General features: G+C 68.5%; 21 protein-coding genes. 13 read left to right on the forward strand and 8 right to left on the reverse strand.

Annotated elements, in window-relative coordinates; genetic code table 11:
* Positions 1-10: 10 nt before the first annotated feature.
* Positions 11-745: an SDR family oxidoreductase gene (locus AC07PF_RS21130; protein ID WP_494613158.1), complete on the forward strand. Its 735-nt coding sequence runs from the start codon at positions 11-13 to the stop codon at positions 743-745.
* Positions 746-797: 52 nt separating this feature from the next.
* The gene (locus tag AC07PF_RS21135; protein WP_494607955.1) at positions 798-1,412 is read left to right on the forward strand and encodes a 2-hydroxychromene-2-carboxylate isomerase; all 615 of its coding nucleotides are present in this window, start codon (positions 798-800) and stop codon (positions 1,410-1,412) included.
* A gap of 6 nt (positions 1,413-1,418) precedes the next feature.
* Here the strand turns inward: AC07PF_RS21135 and AC07PF_RS21140 are convergent, their stop codons facing one another.
* From AC07PF_RS21140 to AC07PF_RS21155, 4 genes are all read right to left on the reverse strand, one after another.
* A complete protein-coding gene (locus tag AC07PF_RS21140; RefSeq protein ID WP_494613159.1) occupies positions 1,419-2,411 on the reverse strand; it encodes a Bug family tripartite tricarboxylate transporter substrate binding protein in 993 nt (330 codons plus the stop codon).
* Positions 2,412-2,438: 27 nt separating this feature from the next.
* Positions 2,439-3,149 (reverse strand): fumarylacetoacetate hydrolase family protein, encoded by a 711-nt coding sequence (locus AC07PF_RS21145; RefSeq protein ID WP_494613160.1) that lies wholly within the window; start codon positions 3,147-3,149, stop codon positions 2,439-2,441.
* Positions 3,150-3,155: 6 nt separating this feature from the next.
* A complete protein-coding gene (locus AC07PF_RS21150; RefSeq protein WP_494613161.1) occupies positions 3,156-4,139 on the reverse strand; it encodes a tripartite tricarboxylate transporter substrate binding protein in 984 nt (327 codons plus the stop codon).
* Positions 4,140-4,208: 69 nt separating this feature from the next.
* A complete protein-coding gene (locus AC07PF_RS21155) occupies positions 4,209-5,165 on the reverse strand; it encodes a 2-hydroxyacid dehydrogenase (RefSeq protein WP_494613162.1) in 957 nt (318 codons plus the stop codon).
* A gap of 123 nt (positions 5,166-5,288) precedes the next feature.
* On the opposite strand from AC07PF_RS21155, the gene AC07PF_RS21160 reads away from it, so the two are divergent.
* From AC07PF_RS21160 to AC07PF_RS21185, 6 genes are all read left to right on the forward strand, one after another.
* Positions 5,289-6,461 (forward strand): citrate synthase, encoded by a 1,173-nt coding sequence (locus AC07PF_RS21160; RefSeq protein ID WP_494613163.1) that lies wholly within the window; start codon positions 5,289-5,291, stop codon positions 6,459-6,461.
* 158 nt (positions 6,462-6,619) lie between these two features.
* A complete protein-coding gene (locus AC07PF_RS21165) occupies positions 6,620-7,420 on the forward strand; it encodes an MlaE family ABC transporter permease (protein ID WP_035204758.1) in 801 nt (266 codons plus the stop codon).
* A 6-nt stretch (positions 7,421-7,426) separates the two neighbouring features.
* Complete coding sequence (locus AC07PF_RS21170) at positions 7,427-8,443, forward strand: MlaD family protein (protein ID WP_494613164.1); 1,017 nt, start codon at positions 7,427-7,429, stop codon at positions 8,441-8,443.
* Positions 8,440-9,123 (forward strand): hypothetical protein, encoded by a 684-nt coding sequence (locus AC07PF_RS21175; protein ID WP_494613165.1) that lies wholly within the window; start codon positions 8,440-8,442, stop codon positions 9,121-9,123. Before AC07PF_RS21170 ends, AC07PF_RS21175 begins: the two co-directional genes overlap by 4 nt.
* A gap of 19 nt (positions 9,124-9,142) precedes the next feature.
* Positions 9,143-9,421 (forward strand): hypothetical protein, encoded by a 279-nt coding sequence (locus tag AC07PF_RS21180; RefSeq protein WP_494613166.1) that lies wholly within the window; start codon positions 9,143-9,145, stop codon positions 9,419-9,421.
* Between the two features lie 54 nt (positions 9,422-9,475).
* Positions 9,476-9,607, forward strand: a complete 132-nt coding sequence (locus AC07PF_RS21185) for a hypothetical protein (protein WP_007857214.1) — start codon at positions 9,476-9,478, stop codon at positions 9,605-9,607.
* Positions 9,608-9,719: 112 nt separating this feature from the next.
* Here AC07PF_RS21185 and AC07PF_RS21190 read toward each other — a convergent pair whose 3' ends face one another.
* Positions 9,720-11,006: an arsenic transporter gene (locus AC07PF_RS21190; RefSeq protein ID WP_494613167.1), complete on the reverse strand. Its 1,287-nt coding sequence runs from the start codon at positions 11,004-11,006 to the stop codon at positions 9,720-9,722.
* Between the two features lie 116 nt (positions 11,007-11,122).
* Here AC07PF_RS21190 and arsC point away from each other — a divergent pair, with 116 nt between their 5' ends.
* The 5 genes from arsC to AC07PF_RS21215 all read left to right on the forward strand — a co-directional run bounded on the left by arsC (position 11,123) and on the right by AC07PF_RS21215 (position 15,127).
* Positions 11,123-11,554: an arsenate reductase (glutaredoxin) gene (arsC, locus tag AC07PF_RS21195; protein WP_494613168.1), complete on the forward strand. Its 432-nt coding sequence runs from the start codon at positions 11,123-11,125 to the stop codon at positions 11,552-11,554.
* A gap of 47 nt (positions 11,555-11,601) precedes the next feature.
* Positions 11,602-11,991: an ArsR/SmtB family transcription factor gene (locus AC07PF_RS21200; RefSeq protein ID WP_494607975.1), complete on the forward strand. Its 390-nt coding sequence runs from the start codon at positions 11,602-11,604 to the stop codon at positions 11,989-11,991.
* A gap of 105 nt (positions 11,992-12,096) precedes the next feature.
* Positions 12,097-12,891, forward strand: a complete 795-nt coding sequence (arsH, locus tag AC07PF_RS21205) for an arsenical resistance protein ArsH (RefSeq protein ID WP_494613169.1) — start codon at positions 12,097-12,099, stop codon at positions 12,889-12,891.
* Positions 12,888-14,090, forward strand: coding sequence for an MFS transporter (locus AC07PF_RS21210; RefSeq protein ID WP_494613170.1), 1,203 nt, complete (start codon positions 12,888-12,890; stop codon positions 14,088-14,090). Before arsH ends, AC07PF_RS21210 begins: the two co-directional genes overlap by 4 nt.
* Before the next feature lie 65 nt (positions 14,091-14,155).
* The gene (locus tag AC07PF_RS21215) at positions 14,156-15,127 is read left to right on the forward strand and encodes a M14 family metallopeptidase (RefSeq protein WP_494613171.1); all 972 of its coding nucleotides are present in this window, start codon (positions 14,156-14,158) and stop codon (positions 15,125-15,127) included.
* 77 nt (positions 15,128-15,204) lie between these two features.
* On the opposite strand, the gene AC07PF_RS21220 is transcribed toward AC07PF_RS21215, so the two are convergent.
* From AC07PF_RS21220 to AC07PF_RS21230, 3 genes are all read right to left on the reverse strand, one after another.
* Positions 15,205-15,975: a hypothetical protein gene (locus tag AC07PF_RS21220; protein ID WP_007857202.1), complete on the reverse strand. Its 771-nt coding sequence runs from the start codon at positions 15,973-15,975 to the stop codon at positions 15,205-15,207.
* Positions 15,972-16,412, reverse strand: coding sequence for a VOC family protein (locus AC07PF_RS21225; protein WP_494607983.1), 441 nt, complete (start codon positions 16,410-16,412; stop codon positions 15,972-15,974). The genes AC07PF_RS21220 and AC07PF_RS21225 overlap by 4 nt, the downstream gene beginning before the upstream one ends.
* Before the next feature lie 92 nt (positions 16,413-16,504).
* A complete protein-coding gene (locus tag AC07PF_RS21230; RefSeq protein ID WP_007857200.1) occupies positions 16,505-16,876 on the reverse strand; it encodes a hypothetical protein in 372 nt (123 codons plus the stop codon).
* Between the last annotated feature and the right edge of the window lie 76 nt (positions 16,877-16,952).

Consider the following 16,952-nt stretch of genomic DNA (forward strand, 5'->3'; position numbering starts at 1 on the left):
AGGAGACCCCATGGCAGACAGCAAGAAGAAGGCAATTTTGGTCATCGGCGCAGGCGACGCCACGGGCGGCGCCATTGCCCAGCGCTTCGCCCGCGAGGGCTATATCGCCTGCGTGACCCGGCGCAGCGCGGACAAGCTGCAGCCCCTCGTCGACCAGATCCGCGCTGCGGGCGGGGAGGCGCATGGCTTTGGCTCGGATGCGCGCAAGGAGGAGGACATGGTCGCACTCATCGCCAAGATCGAAGCGGAGATCGCCCCCATCGAAGTCGCGGTGTTCAACATCGGGGCCAATGTGCGCTTCGGCATCACCGAGACGACCTCGCGCGTGTACTTCAAGGTATGGGAGATGGCCTGCTTCGCCGGCTTCCTGATGGGGCGCGAGGCGGCCAAGGTGATGCTGCCGCGCGGGCGGGGCACCATTCTCTTCACGGGGGCCACGGCCAGCCTGCGCGGCCGCGAGGGTTTTGCGGCGTTTGCGGGCGCAAAGCATGCGCTGCGCGCACTGGCCCAGAGCATGGCCCGGGAGCTGTGGCCCCAGGGCATCCATGTCGCCCACCCGGTGATCGACGGCGCGATCGATACCGAATTCATCCGCAGCAACTTCCCCGAGCGCTACGCCACCAAGGAGCAAGGCGGCATCGTCAGCCCCGAGAGCATTGCCGAGGTGTACTGGCAACTGCACAACCAGCCCCGCGATGCCTGGACCCATGAGACGGAGATTCGCCCATGGATGGAGACCTGGTGACATTCCCCTGAACGCCATTGATCACAAAAAATCCACAAGGAGACAAAGACCCATGAGCAACGTGACAGTGCAATTCCTGTTCGACTTCGGCAGCCCGAACGCCTACCTCAGCCACAAGGTGCTGCCCGCTATCGAGGCCCGCACGGGCGCGACATTCGAGTATGTGCCCGTCCTGCTGGGCGGCCTGTTCAAGCTGGCCAACAACCGCTCGCCGGCTGAGAGCAACGCCGGCATCCCGACCAAGCGGGCTTATGAGCAACGGGAGATGGACCGCTTCGTGCAAAGGCATGGGCTGTCGAAGTTCACGCACAACCCGCACTTTCCGGTGAACACCCTGGCGCTCATGCGCGGCGCGGTCGCGGCCCGCAGGCTGGGCTGTTTCGAGCCGTATGTCGACGCCGTCTACGCCAGCATGTGGGAGCGCGGCAAGAAGATGGACGACCCGCAGGTGATCGCTGCCGAGCTGCACCAGGCCGGACTCGACCCAGCGGCGCTGCTGGCCGCCAGCCAGGAGCCCGAGGTGAAGAATGCCCTGCTGCAGAGCACCCAGGATGCCTTTGCCCGCGGTGCCTTCGGTTCGCCGATCTTCTTCGTGGGGGACGAGATGTTCTTCGGCAAGGACAGGTTGCGCGAGGTGGAGGACGAGATCGTGCGGGCGCGGGGCTAGGGCCGTTTATTCGGGCTGAATGCCCGCCTCCTTGACCACCTTGCCCCACTTGGCCAGGTCCGACCTGATCAGCGCGGCGTACTCCTGCGGCGTGCCGCCTTGGATCTCGATGCCGGCGGCCTCGAGCTTGGCGCGCACGTCTGGAAGCTTCAGGGCCGCGTTGATCTCGGTGTTGAGCCGGGCGACGATGGCCTTGGGCGTGCCGGCGGGGGCCAGGAAGCCGCCGTTGGTGTTGGCGTCGTAGCCCTTGAGACCCTGTTCCTCGGCCGTGGGCACATCCGGCAGGGCGGCGGTGCGCTTGCGCGTGGAGACCGCGATGGCGCGCACATTGCCGGCCTTGACCTGGGCCTGGATGGCGCTGATGGTGTCGATGTACAGCGCAGTGCGCCCGGCCAGCAGGTCGGGGTGGGCGGCGGACGAGCCCTTGTAGGGCACCAGCAGCATCTGCGTGCCGCTGGCCATGCGGAACATCTCGGCCGCCATCTCCTGCGCGCTTCCGCGGCCCGAGGTGGCGATCTTGGCCTGCTCGGGGTTGGCCTTCATCCAGGCGATGAACTCGGGCAGCGTCTTGGCGGGGATCTGCGGGTACATGGCGAACACCAGCGGCACCTCGTGTGTGTAGACGATGGGCTCGAAGCTCTTTTCCGGGTCCCAGCCCAGGTTCTTGAACAGATACTTGTTGATGTTGTGGCTGCCGCCCACGATGCCGATGGTGTAGCCGTCGGGCGGCGCCTTGGCCAGCACGTCGGTGCCCAGGTTGTTCGAGGCGCCGGGCCGGTTGTCTACCACCACCGCCTGGCCCAGCGCTGCGGCGAGCTTGTCGCCCACCACGCGGGCAATGGTGTCGATGGCGCCGCCCGGCGGGGCCGGCACGATGATCTTGATGGGCCGCGCGGGCCAGGCTGCCTGGGCCGATGCCAGCAAGGGCGCCACGGCCAGCATGGCTGCGGCGGCAAGGGCGCCGAGGGGTCGCTTGAACCTGAAAGAAGGGGTCTGCATGCTTGTCTCCTGGTGTCGTTGTATGAATCAATGGCCGGATGCGGGCACGGGTGCGTCGCCCACGACCAGGGCCAGCTCGCCGATGCCGGCCACGCCTGCGCTGACCCGGTCGCCCGGCTGCAGCGGGCCCACGCCGGCCGGTGTGCCCGTGTAGACCAGGTCGCCAGGCTCCAGCGTGACGGAGCGCGACAGCATGGCCACCAGGTCCGCCACCGGCCAGAGCAGGCCCGACAGGTCTGCGCGCTGGCGCTCCACGCCGTTCACGCTGAGCCAGATGGCGCCCTGGCGCGGGTGGCCGCACACGCTGGCCGGCACGATGGGCGTGCAAGGCGCGCCATGGTCGAAGGCCTTGGCGGGCTCCCATGGGCCACCGTCGCGCTTGGCCTGCTGCTGCAGGTCGCGCCGTGTCATGTCCAGCCCGGCGGCATAGCCCCAGACATGCCGCGCCTCGACCTGACCCGGATCGATGTCGCGCCCGCCGCGGCCGATGGCCACCACGAGCTCCACCTCGTGGCAGAGGTCGCGGGTTGCGGGCGGGTAGGGCAGCATGCCCCGGGCCGGCACCACGGCGCTGGCGGGCTTCATGAACCAGGCGGGCATCTGCTTGGGGGCTGCCTCGTCGGGTGCCCAGCGGTAATTGCGGCCGATGCAGAACACCCGGCCCACGGGAAAGCGTGCGCTGCTGCCCGCCACGGGCAGGGTGACCGTGGTCGGCGGGGAAAAAGTGAAGTCCACCACGCCAGCTCACTCCACGGTGATCTTGCGGCTGCGGATGATCTGCGCGTAGCGTGCCCGGTCGGTGGCGATCAGCTTGCCGAACTCTGCTGGCGAGGTGGCGCGCGGCACGCCGCCCAGGCCGGCAAAGCGGGCCTTCACGGCTTCGTCCGCGAGCACGGCACGCACATCGGCCGAGATCCTGTCCACCACCTCGGGCGGCGTGCCCGCAGGGGCCAGCAGGCCGATCCAGGAGATCGCGTTGAAGCCCGGCAGCGCGCCTTCACCCAGCGTGGGCACATCGGGCAGCGCGGGCAGGCGCTTGTCGCCGGTGACCGCCAGGGCGCGCAGCTTGCCGGCCTTGATGTGGCCCGAGGCCTCCAGTGCCGTCATGAACGAGAGCTGCACATGCCCTGCCAGCAGGTCGGCAATGGCCGGGCCACCGCCGCGGTAGGGCACATGCAGGATGAAGCTGCCGGTCTGGTCCTTGAACATCTCGGCCGCCAGGTGCGGCGCGCCGCCTGCGCCCGAGCTGCTGTAGCTGAGCTTGCCCGGCTGCGCCTTGGCCAGGGCGATGAACTCGGCCGGCGTCTTCGCTGCCACCGAGGGGTTGACCATCATCGCCAGCGGCAGCTCGGCGACCAGCGACACCGGGGCAAAGGCCTTGTCCGCGTCGTAGGGCAGTTTGGCGTACAGCGCGGGGTTGATGGCCTGCGTGCCGATGTTGCCCAAGAGCAGGGTGTAGCCATCGGCCTTGGACTTGGCCACGTAGTCGGCCCCGATCTGCCCGGCCGCGCCGCCCTTGTTCTCCACCACCACGGGCTGGCCCCAGCGCCGGGCGAGTTGCTCGGCGATCACGCGGCCCCCGGTATCGGTGCCGCCCCCGGGTGGAAAAGGCACGACCAGGGTCACCGGGCGGTTGGGGAAGGCCTGGGCGAAGGCCGCGGGTGCGGCGAGGGCCGTGGCACCGAGGGCGATGGCCAGGGTGAGGGCGGCGCGTCGTGTGGACGTCATGGTGTCTTGTCTCCGTTGTGGTTCTTTGAAATCGAAGGAAGTGCGGCAGGGCCGCTGCCATCAGCTAGCTCATGTCGTGAGGCTCGTCGCGGGGCGTTCGCCGGCCAGCGCCTGGGCAAGGCTGTCCAGCACCATCTGGCCCATGGCCGCGCGCGTCTCCCAGGTGGCGCTGGCGCGGTGGGCCTGCAGCACGGTGCGCTCGCTCTGGCGCAGCGCCAGGGGCACGCGCGGCTCGTCCACGAACACGTCCAGCCCCGCGCCCGCGATCTGGCCCGTGCCGATGGCAGCGGCCAGGTCGGCCTCGTTGACCAGGCGGCCGCGCGCCACATTGACCAGGTAGCCGCGCGGGCCCAGGGCATCGAGCACGGCCGCGTTCACGATGCCCTCGGCGCTGTCGGCCGCGGCGCACAGCACCAGCGCGTCCGAGCCGCGCGCCAGCTCCAGCAGGGTGGGTACGAAGCGGTGCGCCACATCGTCCATGGCGTAGAGGTCGGTGTAGGCGATGGGGCAGCCGAACGCGGCAGCGCGGGTGGCCACGGCGCGGCCCACGCGGCCCATGCCGACGATGCCCACGCGCATGCTGCTAAAGCGCCGCGCCAGGGGGATGGCACCGGGCTGCGGGAACTGCTCCCACTGCCCCTCGCGCACGAAGCGGTCACCGGTGCAGATGTTGCGGCAGGCCGCGATCAGGAGGCCGATGGCCAGGTCGGCCACGTCCTCGGTCAGCGCGCCCAGCGTGGCGGTGACGGGCAGGGCGCGGGCGCGGCAGTAGGCCAGGTCCACGGCATCGGTGCCCACGCCGTTGACGGCCACGACCTTCAGGGCGGGCAACTGCTCCAGCATGGCGCGTGCAATGCCGGTGTGCCCACCGGTGACCACGGCATCAATGGCGGCGCCATGCGCGGCCAGCCAGGCCGGGCCGTCGGCCATCTCGAAGTACCGGTGCACGGTGTAGAGCGCGGCGAGCTGATCGTTGACCGAGGGGATCAGGATGGGGTTGAGCTGCAGGACCTGGGGTTTCGTCATGGCGGTGGTGCGGTGGGCTTTGCATTGCGTTGGAGGGCATCGTAGTTTTGTGTTGATGAATTGGTCAATCTTGACGTGTAAAATCAATGTATATATTCAACGACCACCACCACCACCACTGCCATGGCTTCCTGGATTTCGATGACCGAGGCCTGCCAGCTCCTCGGCGTGCAGCCGCAGACCATCTATGCCTACGTGAGCCGGGGCAAGCTCGAGGTCATGCCCGACCCGGCCGACACGCGCAAGAGCCTGTACCGCGCCGAGGACCTGAGCGGGCTGGCCCGGCGCAAGAAGGCCGGCAGCAAGCGCGAGACGCTGGCCACCAACACGCTGTTCGGCGCCGAGCCCAGCATCCCGACGGCGCTGTCGGCCTTTTTCCGCGAGCGCCCGCACTACCGCGGCGAAGACGCCATCGCCCTGGCGCGCACCGCCACGCTCGAAGAGGCGGCGCAGCTGCTGTGGGGGGCGGAGCAGGCCGTGGACTTCGCCTGCGCCACGCCGCCGGGCGCAGGGGCGCCAGGGCGGGGCCCGGCGTTCGTGGCCCTTGCCGGGCTGGCGGCCAGCGGGCACTCCACCAGCGGCCGGCTCACGCGCGTGCTGCATGCCGAGGGCCAGGCCCTGGTGGGCCAGCTGGCCAATGCCTTCGGTGCCCAGCCCGGCAAGCAGGCGCTGCACCTGCGCTTTGCCAAGGGCTGGAAGCAGGGCGCCCCGGTGGCCGAACTGCTGCGCACGGCGCTGGTGCTGCTGGCCGACCATGAGCTCACGAGCTCGGCCTTTGCCGCGCGCATCGCGGCCTCCACCGGGGCCTCGCTGCCCGCCTGCGTGCTGGCGGGGCTGAGCACGCTGTCGGGGCCCCTGCACGGCGATGCCTCGGGCCGCGTGCAGGCGCTGTTCAGCGAAGTGGAGCGCCTGGGCGAGGACAAGGTGCTGGCCCACTACCTGGCCAACGGCCTGCCGCTGGCCGGCTTTGGTCACCCCATCTACCCCGATGGCGACCCGCGCGCGGCGGCCTTGCTCGCGCTGTTCGAGCCGCCCGAGGCCATCGTGCGCTTCATCGCCAAGGTGCAGGAGCAGACGGGCCTGCAGCCCACCATCGACGTGGCTCTGGCCGCCCTGGCCACGCACTACCGCCTGCCGGCGGACGCGGCCTTCGCCCTGTTCGCCACCGCGCGCAGCGTGGGCCTGCTGGCCCATGCCCTGGAGCAGTCGGGCGTGGCCCAGGTGATCCGCCCGCGCGGGCGCTACGTGGGGCGCATGCCGGCGCAGCAGCAGGGCCCGCGCAAGCAGGCGGGGTAGCCGGCAGTGTCCTGGCTGGGGTGTGAGCGCATGTATCGTCTGCTATGCAATGTGTAGCTGCATGACCATGCCACACAAGCCACCCCCGGTGCAAATGCCCGATGGACCCGACGGGCCATCCGCTTGGGAACCCGTGGCCCGGCGGCTATGATCAATTCATGATCAACCGCCTGCCCGGCCTGTCCCTGCCCGAGCGTGCCTGGAGCACGGTGCGCCGCTGGGCCGTGGCGTGGTGGCGCATCCTGTACCTGGGGGCGGTGGTGCTGGTGCTGGTGCTGTCGCCGTCGAGCTACGGGCGTGCCACGCGCCGCTCGCTGGCGCGCCACCTGTACCTGGACACGGCACCCGTGCTGCTGGGTTTCACGGTGCTGGCGGCCCTCATCAGCCTGGTGCTCACGCGCATCGTGGTGGTCACGGCGCTCAGCTACGGCCTGTCGCGCTACGCCATGGAGATGGTGATCCGCGTGCTGGTGCTGGAGCTGATCCCGCTCACCGCCGCGCTCTTCGTGGCAATGCGCGCCACCATCCCCAATGGCACGCAACTGGCCTTGCTGCGCCAGTCGGGGCGCTTCGACGAGCTGCGCCGCCAGGGATCGGACCCGGTGCGCGTGGAGCTGCTGCCGCGCGTGGTGGCCGGCGTGTTCGCCAGCATCACGCTGGCCGCGCTCAGCTGTGTAGTGGCCCTGGTCATGGGCTACCTGGGCGTGTACGGCTTCAACCTGGCCGAGGCGGGTGGCTACACGCGCATGTTCGGCCGCGTGTTCACGCCCAGCGTGACCACCTTGTTCGCGCTCAAGACGCTGTTTTTCAGCCTCACCGTGGCGCTGATCCCCATGGCCGCCGGCCTGTACGACGCAGAGGGCCGGGGCCAGCCCGATTCGGAGCTCGGTGGCCTGGCGCGCATGTTCGCCGTGCTGCTGCTGATCGAGGTGGCCTCGCTGATGGGCAACTACTACTAACCCCCCATGACCGACCGCACTCCACCGCCTGCACCGCCGCCGCCCGGCACCGAAGGCTCCACGCAGGAGACGCTGCGCCCCGTGGCCTACCTGGAGATCAAGGCCGCGGCGCTGCTGCTCTTCACGCTGTCGCTCATCGTCGGCTCGGGCCTGTTTTTGATGTATGCGCGCGGCGTGTTCGAGCCCACGCAGACCCTGGTGCTCACGGCCGATGATTCCGAAGGCGTGGTGGTGGGCATGGACATGACGTTCTCGGGCTTTCCCATCGGGCGCGTGCGCCGCATCGAGCTGGCCGATGCGGGCAACGCGCGCATCACCGTCGAGGTGCCCAGCAAAGACGCGCACTGGCTGCGCCAGTCCAGCGTGTTCACGCTGGTGCGCGGCATCGTGGGCGGCACCAACATCCGCGCCTACAGCGGCATCCTGACCGATCCACCCTTGCCCGACGGCGCCGTGCGCCCCGTGCTGCGCGGCGATGCCACGGCCGAGATCCCGCAGCTCATGGCCTCGGCGCGCGAGTTGCTGGGCAACCTGAACAACTTGACCGCGCAGGACGCGGCGCTGGGCAGCACCCTGTCCAACGTGCAGGAACTCACCGAGCGCCTCAAGGGCCCGGGCGGCGTGCTGGGCGCACTCATGGGCAGCGAGTCCGATGCCAAGAAGCTCGTGACCACGCTGGACCGCACCAACACGCTGCTGGCGCGCCTCGATACCCTGGCCGCGCGCGCCGACCGCCAGGTCTTCGGCGCCGACGGCAACAGCAAGGATGCGCTGGTGCCCGAGCTGCGTGCCGCCGTGGGCCAAGTCAACGACCTGCTCGCCGACACCCGCGCCAGCCTGAAGAAGGTCGACGCCGTGCTGGTCGAGGCCCAGGCCGTGGGCGCCAATGCCCGCGAGGCCACCAACGACCTCGGCGCCCTGCGTGCCGAGGTGGAGAGCAACCTGCGCAAGATCGACAGCCTGGTCACCGAGATCAACCGCAAATGGCCGTTTGCACGCGACCGGGAGATCAAGCTGCCATGAAGACGATGACAACGACGACCGTGACCTGGGCCGTGCTCGCCATCGGCATGCTGCTCGCTGGCTGCGCCAGCAAGCCGCCCGAGCCCGAATGGGAGATGAACGCCCAGGGGTCGTCCCAGAAGGCGCTCGACGCCTACCTGTCGGGCAATGCCCGTGTCGAAAAGCTCGAGTGGGAGCGCGCCCGCGCCGAGGTGGCCCGCACTGGCCGCCCGGACCTGCTGGCGCGGCTGGAACTGCTGCGCTGCGCGGCCCAGGTGGCCAGCCTGGTGGCAGAGCCCTGCACCGCCTTCGAGGCGCTGCGCCAAGATGCCGCACCGCCCGAGCGTGCCTATGCCGACCACCTGGCTGGCAAGCCGCTGGCCGCGCCCGATGTGGCGCTGCTGCCCCCGGCCCAGCGGGCCGTGGCCCCCGCAGGCGCGGGCGGTGCCGCGCTGGCCGGCATCGAAGACCCGCTTTCGCGCCTGGTGGCGGCCGGCGTGCTGCTGCAGTCCGGCCGGGCCGACCCGGCCGCCATCGCCACGGCCACCGACACCGCATCCGCCCAGGGCTGGCGCCGCCCGCTCATGGCCTGGCTGCTGCTGCAGGTGCAGCGCGCCGAGGCGGCGGGCGACAAGGACGCGGCAGACCGGTTGCGCAGGCGCGTGGCCGTGGTCGAGCAGGGCGGGGGCAATAGCAAGTAGGCTGGGGTACATTGCAGCCGTGCGAAGATTTCTTGCCATCTGCTTGTTGCTGCTGGGCTGCGTGTTCCTGAACCAGGTGGTGGCGGCCAGCGTTTCTGCCTACGACCATTGCCGTATTGCCGACTGCGGCGATGGCGACGCAGCCTGCGCCATGCCCGGCTGCCAGCCCTGCGGCATGTCGCTGATGACGGCCCCACGCACCCCGCTGAGCGAGGTGCCGCGCCAGTCGGGCCAGCCCTTGGGCACGGGGCCACAGTGGGCGTCCTGGAATGCCCCGGTATGGAGGCCGCCGGATTGAGGTTTGGAGGGATTCCTTTTTCTTTTCTATCCAAACCCCAACTGGAATTTTCCAATGAAAAAACAACTTTTCAAATTCGGCGTGGCCGCTGTCTTGCTGTCGATGGCAGGCATGGCCATGGCCCAGTCCGGCTGCTGCGCGGAACTCGCCGAGTGCTGCCTGGAGATGCTGGGCTGCTGCGATTGATCGCCTGAACCTGGCGACCTGATGGCGGGCCGGTACCCACGGGTGCCGGCCCGCTCTTTTTTTGCACCAGGCAGCTGCCGGGCTACCTGATTGGTGCCAGGCAGCCGCCGGGCTACCTGATCGATAGCCGCAGCGCCAGCGCCGCCAGCGTGACCAGCAGCACGGGCACGGTGAGGGTCACCCCGACCCGGAAGTAAGTGCCCCAGCCGATGCGGATGCCCTTGCGCTCCAGCACATGCAGCCACAGCAAGGTGGCCAGCGAGCCGATGGGCGTGATCTTGGGCCCCAGGTCGCTGCCGATGACGTTGGCGTAGACCATCGCCTCCTTCACCACGCCGGTGGCCGCAGAGGCATCGATGGACAGTGCAACCACCAGCACCGTGGGCATGTTGTTCATGAGGGAGGACAGCACGGCGGTGAGCACGCCGGTGCCGATGGCGGCGCCCCAGATGCCGTAGCCCGCGAAGGCGTTGAGCCACTGGCTGAGGTAGGCCGTGAGCCCCTGGTTGCGCAGCCCGTAGACCACCAGGTACATGCCCAGCGAGAACACCACGATCTGCCAGGGCGCTTCGCGCAGCACCTTCGTCGTGCTGATCACGGGCCTCCGGCTGGCCACCGCCAGCAGCAGCGCGGCGCCTGCAGCGGCCGTGGCGCTGACGGGCACGCCCAGCGGCTCCAGCCCGAAAAAGCCCACGAGCAGCAGCACCAGCACCACCCACCCCGTCTTGAAGGTGGCCGCATCGCGGATGGCGGCGGCCGGCAGCTTGAGCTGGGCCTGGTCGTAGGTTGTGGGGATCTCCTTGCGAAAGAACAGCAGCAGCACCACCAGCGAAGCCACCACCGAGGCCAGGTTCACCGGCACCATGACGGCTGCGTAGTCGTTGAAGCCAATGCGAAAGAAGTCGGCCGAGACGATGTTCACCAGGTTGGACACCACCAGCGGCAGGCTGGCCGCGTCGGCGATGAAGCCCGCCGCCATCACGAAGGCCAATGTGGCGCCCGGCCCGAAGCCCAGGGCCGTGAGCATGGCGACCACGATGGGGGTGAGGATCAGCGCCGCACCATCGTTGGCAAACACCGCCGCCACGGCCGCGCCCAGCAGCACGATGAGCGCGAACAGCATGCGCCCGCTGCCACGCCCCCAGCGCGCCACATGCAGGGCCGCCCATTCGAAGAAGCCGGCTTCATCGAGCAGCAGGCTGACGATGATGATGGCGATGAAGGCCGCCGTGGCGTTCCACACGATCTGCCAGACCACGGCCATGTCGGCCCACTGCACCACGCCGGTGAACAATGCCACGGCAGCGCCTGCGCTGGCGCTCCAGCCAATGCCTAGCCCGCGCGGCTGCCAGATCACCAGCGCGATGGTGGCGACAAATATCGACAGGGCCAGAAGCATCCGGTGGTCTTTCTGAAGGGGAGGAGAAGAGGGGGCGTGGGGCACTGCAAGCGCCCTCAGAGCGGGGTTGCAGGCAGTTACTTGAACATTTCAATAATAGTTGTATTATTGATGCCATGCAAGCTTCCACCGCCCACACCATCTTCCACAATCCGGCCTGCGGCACCTCGCGCAACGTGCTGGCCATGATCCGGCACGCCGGCATCGAACCCTCGGTCATCGAGTACCTGAAGGCGCCCCCGGACCGCGAGAAGCTCAAGGAGCTGGTTGCGGCGATGGGCATCCCCGTGCGCGCCCTGCTGCGGCAAAAGGGCACGCCGTACGACGAGCTGGGTTTGCAGGACCTGGCGCTGTCGGACGAGCGCCTGCTCGATGTCATGCTGGTCCACCCCATCCTGATCAACCGGCCCATCGTCGTCACCCCGCTGGGCACCCGGCTGTGCCGGCCCTCCGAAGCGGTGCTGGACATTCTGCCCCCCTTGCCCGGGCCTTTTTCCAAGGAAGACGGCGAGCTGGTCATCGACGCCCAGGGGCGGCGGGTCGTTTGACCGCCCTGGTCGCGCGCCCATTTCAACCCGTCTTGTATAGTCAGCCCGTGCAAAAAGCCGCTGCCACCACCGTCTTCGAATCGCTGTCCTCGCCCGTGCGGCTCGATGTGTTCCGCCTGCTCGTGCGGCAGGGGCCGGGTGGGCTGGTGGCTGGCGAGATCGCTGCGGCACTGGACGTGCCGCCCACCAACCTGTCCTTCCACCTCAAGGGCATGACGCACGCCACGCTGCTCACTGTCGAGCAGGAGGGCCGCTACCAGCGCTACCGGGCCAACCTGGCGCTGATGGCCGAGCTGATCGGCTACCTGACCGAAGAGTGCTGCGCGGGCAATCCGGGCCTGTGCGCCGAACTGCCCGGCAGGGCGGGCTGCGCGCCTGCGGCCCCAGCGACTTCCGCAGGCACCGGCAAGCGCCGCAAGACTGCCACGGCGGCCTGAGGGGCCGCATCTCGTTGAGGCCACAGTCTGCTCATCGATTCAATAATCGTTGAAATATTGAATATCTACCTGCCCGATTGGCATCCACCACCCAGGAGTTCTTCCGTGACCGACCTGCCCCACATCGACGTCCCCTTGCTGCAGCGGCCCGACACCGCCCGCCTGTCGGCCCCGTTGGTCTCGACCCACCCGGCGCGCATCCTCATGCTCTATGGCTCGCTGCGCGAGCGCTCGTTCAGCCGCCTGGCCACCGAAGAGGCGGCGCGCATCCTGCAAGCGCTGGGCGCCGAGGTGAAAATCTTCGACCCCACCGGTCTGCCGCTGGCCGATGGCGCGCCGGATACCCATCCCAAGGTGGTGGAGCTGCGCACCCTGGCCGCCTGGTCCGAGGGCATGGTCTGGTGCTCGCCCGAACGCCATGGCGCCATGACCGGGATCCTGAAAACCCAGATCGACTGGATACCGCTGGCCCAGGGCGCGGTGCGCCCCACGCAGGGCAAGACGCTGGCGCTGATGCAGGTCTGCGGCGGCTCGCAGTCGTTCAACGCCGTGAACCAGATGCGCGTGCTCGGGCGCTGGATGCGCATGCTCACCATCCCCAACCAGTCCTCGGTGGCCAAGGCCTTCCAGGAGTTCGGCGACGACAACCGCATGAAGCCCTCGCCGTACTACGACCGCATCGTGGACGTGATGGAAGAGCTCATGAAGTTCACTTTGCTCACGCGCGACGTGTCGCCTTACCTGGTGGACCGTTACAGCGAGCGCAAGGAGTCGGGCGAGGCGCTGGAACGCCGGGTGCAGCTGCCGCAGGCCGTGCCGGCCGCACAGGGCTGCGGATGCACGCCGCGGGCGGCCCAGGTCCTGACGACAACCCCCACACCGGCATGCTGCGCGCGGTGACCAGGCACCATCCTGCGGCCACCGTCGCCAGCCTGGGCACGGCCCAGACCCTGGCCTGGGCATCGACCTACTACCTGCCGGCCATCCTGGCCGCGCCCATGGCACGCGAGCTCGGTGTTTCGGTGGCGATGGTGTTCGCTGCGTTCTCGTGCGCGCTGGTGGTCTCTGCGCTGCTGGGGCCCTATGCCGGCCGCAGCATTGACCGCTGGGGCGGCCGGCCGGTGCTGATGGCCACCAGCGTGGTCTTTGCGCTGGGCCTGGCCGCGCTGGCGATGGCCCAGGGCCCGTGGGGGCTGTTTGCCGCCTGGGTGCTCACCGGCGCCGGCATGGGCAGCGGGCTGTATGAGGCGGCCTTTGCCGCGCTGGTGTACCTGCACGGCAAGAACGCGCGCAATTCGATCACCGGCATCACCCTGATCGCCGGCTTTGCCAGCACCGTCGGCTGGCCGCTGTCGATGTGGATGGAGTCGCAATGGGGCTGGCGCGGCGCCTGCTGGGCCTGGGCCGCGCTGCACCTGCTGGTGGGGCTGCCGCTCAACGCCTGGACGCCACGCCGGCCGCAGGCCGAAGCGTTGGCCGCGAACACCGCAACACCACAGGGCGTGCAAGTGCTGGCTGCAGATCCTGAACCTGCGCATGCGCGCCGGGGCTCCCTGCTGCTGGCCTTCGTTTTCGCGGCCACCTGGTTCACCAGCACCGCCATGGCGGCGCACCTGCCGCGCCTGCTGCAGGAGGGCGGCGCCACGCTGGCCACTGCCGTGGCCGTGGGCGCCTTGGTCGGGCCGGCCCAGGTGGCGGGGCGCCTGCTGGAGTTCGGCTTTCTGCGCCATGTGCACCCGCTGCTCTCGGCACGCCTGGCGGCGCTGATGCACCCGCTGGGCGCCGGGCTGCTGGCCGTGGCTGGTGCGCCGCTGGCGGCCGTGTTCGCGCTGCTGCACGGTGCGGGCAACGGCATCCTGACCATTGCCAAGGGCACGCTGCCGCTGGTGCTGTTTGGGCCCGCAGGCTACGGGCATCGGCAGGGCTTGCTCATGGTGCCGGCGCGCATTGCGCAGGCGGCGTCCCCATGGCTGTTTGGGCTGTGCCTGGACCGCCTGGGTGCGGGGGCGCTGTGGGTTTCTGCAGGCCTGGGGGCTGCGGCGTTTCTGGCACTGCTGGCGCTTGCTTCACCAGTCTGGAAAGGCCCCTGCAGGGTTTGACAAAGTTCCAGTCGTGGCGTGACATTTGCATCTACCCCGTTTTGCTCGCCACGCTGCCAACTCCCATGACCTCTTCGACCCGCCCGTCATTTCTTCATGTTCACCAATTCATGGCACTGAAGCCAGGGCCGCGGGTCGTGGTCCTTGGTGCCGTGCACGGCAATGAGCGATGCGGTGCCCAGGCCATTGCGCAGGTCGTGGACGAACTGGCGGCTGGAGCCTTTGGCATCGAACGGGGTGTCCTCACGATGGTGCCGGTGACGAACCCCTGCGCCTATCAACAGCGCACCCGGCAAGGGGACCGCAACCTCAACCGCAATCTGCGCGTCAGCGCTGAGCCGACCGACTACGAGGACCATATCGCGAATGTCCTGTGCCCCTTGCTGGACGCGCACGACGTGTTGCTCGACCTGCACTCGTTTCACACCCCGGGGCAACCCTTCACCATGGTGGGCCCCACCAACAACACCGGCACCCTTGAGCCGTTCCAGCATTCAGCGCAGGAGGAGCGCCTGGTTGCGCACCTCGGGCCTCGGCGGGTGGTGGAAGGCTGGATGGATGTGTATGCCCGTGGCGTGCAGCGGCGACGGCAGGCCCAACAGTCTGCCAACGCCGCTCTTCTGGACACGGGGTATGGCATCGGCACATCCGAGTACATGCGCTCGCGTGGTGGCTACGGCGTGACGCTGGAATGCGGGCAGCATGACGACCCTGAAGCGGTCGGTGTCGCCTATCGCGCGATCCGGCAGACACTCGCCGTGCTTGGGCTGACATCGCTTGCGCTCAAGCCGCCAGCTTCCGAGTTCCAGGTCCTGCGCCTACAGGATGTGGTGGATCGCGAACATGACGATGACCGCTTTGCCCAGCCGTGGAAAAGCTTCGATCCCGTGGTGGCCGGGCAACTCATCGGGCAACGGCACGATGGCCGCGAAGTGAAAGCTCCTGCCGATGGCTTTGTGGTCTTCCCGAACCCTGGGGCGATGCCGGGCAACGAATGGTTCTACTTTGCGCAGAAGAGCGTTCGAACCATTGGCTGATCCTTGCCCAGGAGCACTGGAACTCGTTCTCCATTCCAACCGGGCATCGTCGCGCTACCCAGGGTCCCCAACCCTCCTCAAAGCGCTTTCGCGGTAGCCAGGATATCCGAAAGCCGCTCGCGCACCAGTAGAAACTCGTTGGCAAAGTGCAGCACCATGACTTCCGGCGCGATGCTGGCCAGGTCCACCGTGTTGGTTGCGGGGCCGAATCCGGCGTAGCACTGGCCCTGTCGGGCGATGGTAAAGGCGTCGAGCGCCGACGACACCAGCGGGTACGCAGCGAGGACACCCGGGTCCACGCCGAACCGGGCAGCCTGCTGCGCAACAGGAATGGAGGGGTCGAGCTGCGCAATGATGCGCTGTGCCGCCTCGAACAGGGTGACCAGGTGGGCCTTGCCCTCTGCCAGTGCCTGCCTGTACCGGGGGTACATGAACTGGTCGTTCAAGGCGAATCCTTGGGCGATGTTCTCCAGCGTATTGGAGCGCCAGGGTCCGAACGACCACAGGCCGCTGGGGTAGCCGGGATCGCCCCGGCGCATGCCAAAGTCGTCGCTCCACTGCCGTGAGACGCCGCTGTTCTCGAACCGTGCGCCCGCTACCAGCGGGTGGTGAAGGCGCACGGTCAGGGGGAGTTCCGTGAAGGTCAGCGCGTAGCTGAGGTAGTAGTCCTCCCTGACGCGCAGGAAGTTTTGCGAAACGAGGAGGCCGCTGGGATCCGGGCGCACGAATTCCATGAATCGACCCGACACTCCACGGTTCTTGCGGTAGCCCGGGTCGATTTGCTGAAGTATCGCCAGGCACTCTCTTGCCCACGCAGACGGAGTTCGTTCAGGGTGATCGTTGTTCATGGGGGTTGCTGCTGGTCGACCCACTCTCCACCGTGCGCATTTAGGGACCCTGTGCCCCACGCAGCGCGCTGGATGACCACGCGGTAGCCATCAGGGTCCTCGAAGGTGCAGCCCGACGTTGCCCAGTAGGGGTTGAAGGGCGGCACTTCGATGAAACCGGCAGCGCGCATGGCGTCGCAGCGCACCTGCCAGGCCCCGGGCTCTGGAACGTAGAAGACCAGCAGGTCCTCGGGCGTGGGGGCCGGCGCGACCGGGTGGCTGGTGCAGTGGGTGAACTCCCAGTGAAAGCCGGCCCCGGGTGTGCCGAGCATGGTGCCGTCAAAGCCCGCGTGGTCCTTGAAGCTGCCCAGTTGCTCGATGCCGAGGCCTTGCGTGTACTGGGCCACGGCGCGTGCCAGATCGCCGACGGGGCGTGCTATTCGAAGATGGGTGTGCATGGATGGAGGCCAGGGATCAGGCAGGCATCGCCCTGGCATGCCATGGGCCACCGCGCTTCATCGTCGCGGGGCCTGGGGTGGGGCGGGCAAGCTCAGCGCAGGCGCGCTTGCAGCTGGGTCTCGATGTGCTCGCGTTCGGTGTTGAACTGCAGGGCGGTGATTTCGCTGGACTCGTATTTGCGCGCGGTGGACAGCAGCAGCACGGTGTTCTCCAGCCGCGTGTCCTGCTGGATGGAGGGGGGCAGGGCGGTGAGGCGGTCGAAGCTCTGCTTGTAGAACTCACTCCAGGCCAGCGCGCCGGCCTGGGCCTGGGCCTTGGCGTTGTCGTGCCAGCGGGCGAATTCGTCAAGGGAGCCTTCGCGGGGGCTGGAGCAGCCTGCCATCAGGGCCGAGAGCGAGACCGCCAGGGTGGCGGCCAGAACGGCCGCAGTGGTGCGGTCAAGGGTCAGGAAACGTGGGTTCACGGTGTTCCTCCTACGGTATGCAGCGCCGGAAATTCCGGTGTGCAGCGCCAGATGGTACTCGCGTGCTCCTCTTTTT

The sequence above is a fragment of the Acidovorax sp. GW821-FHT10A04 genome (assembly GCF_059415825.1).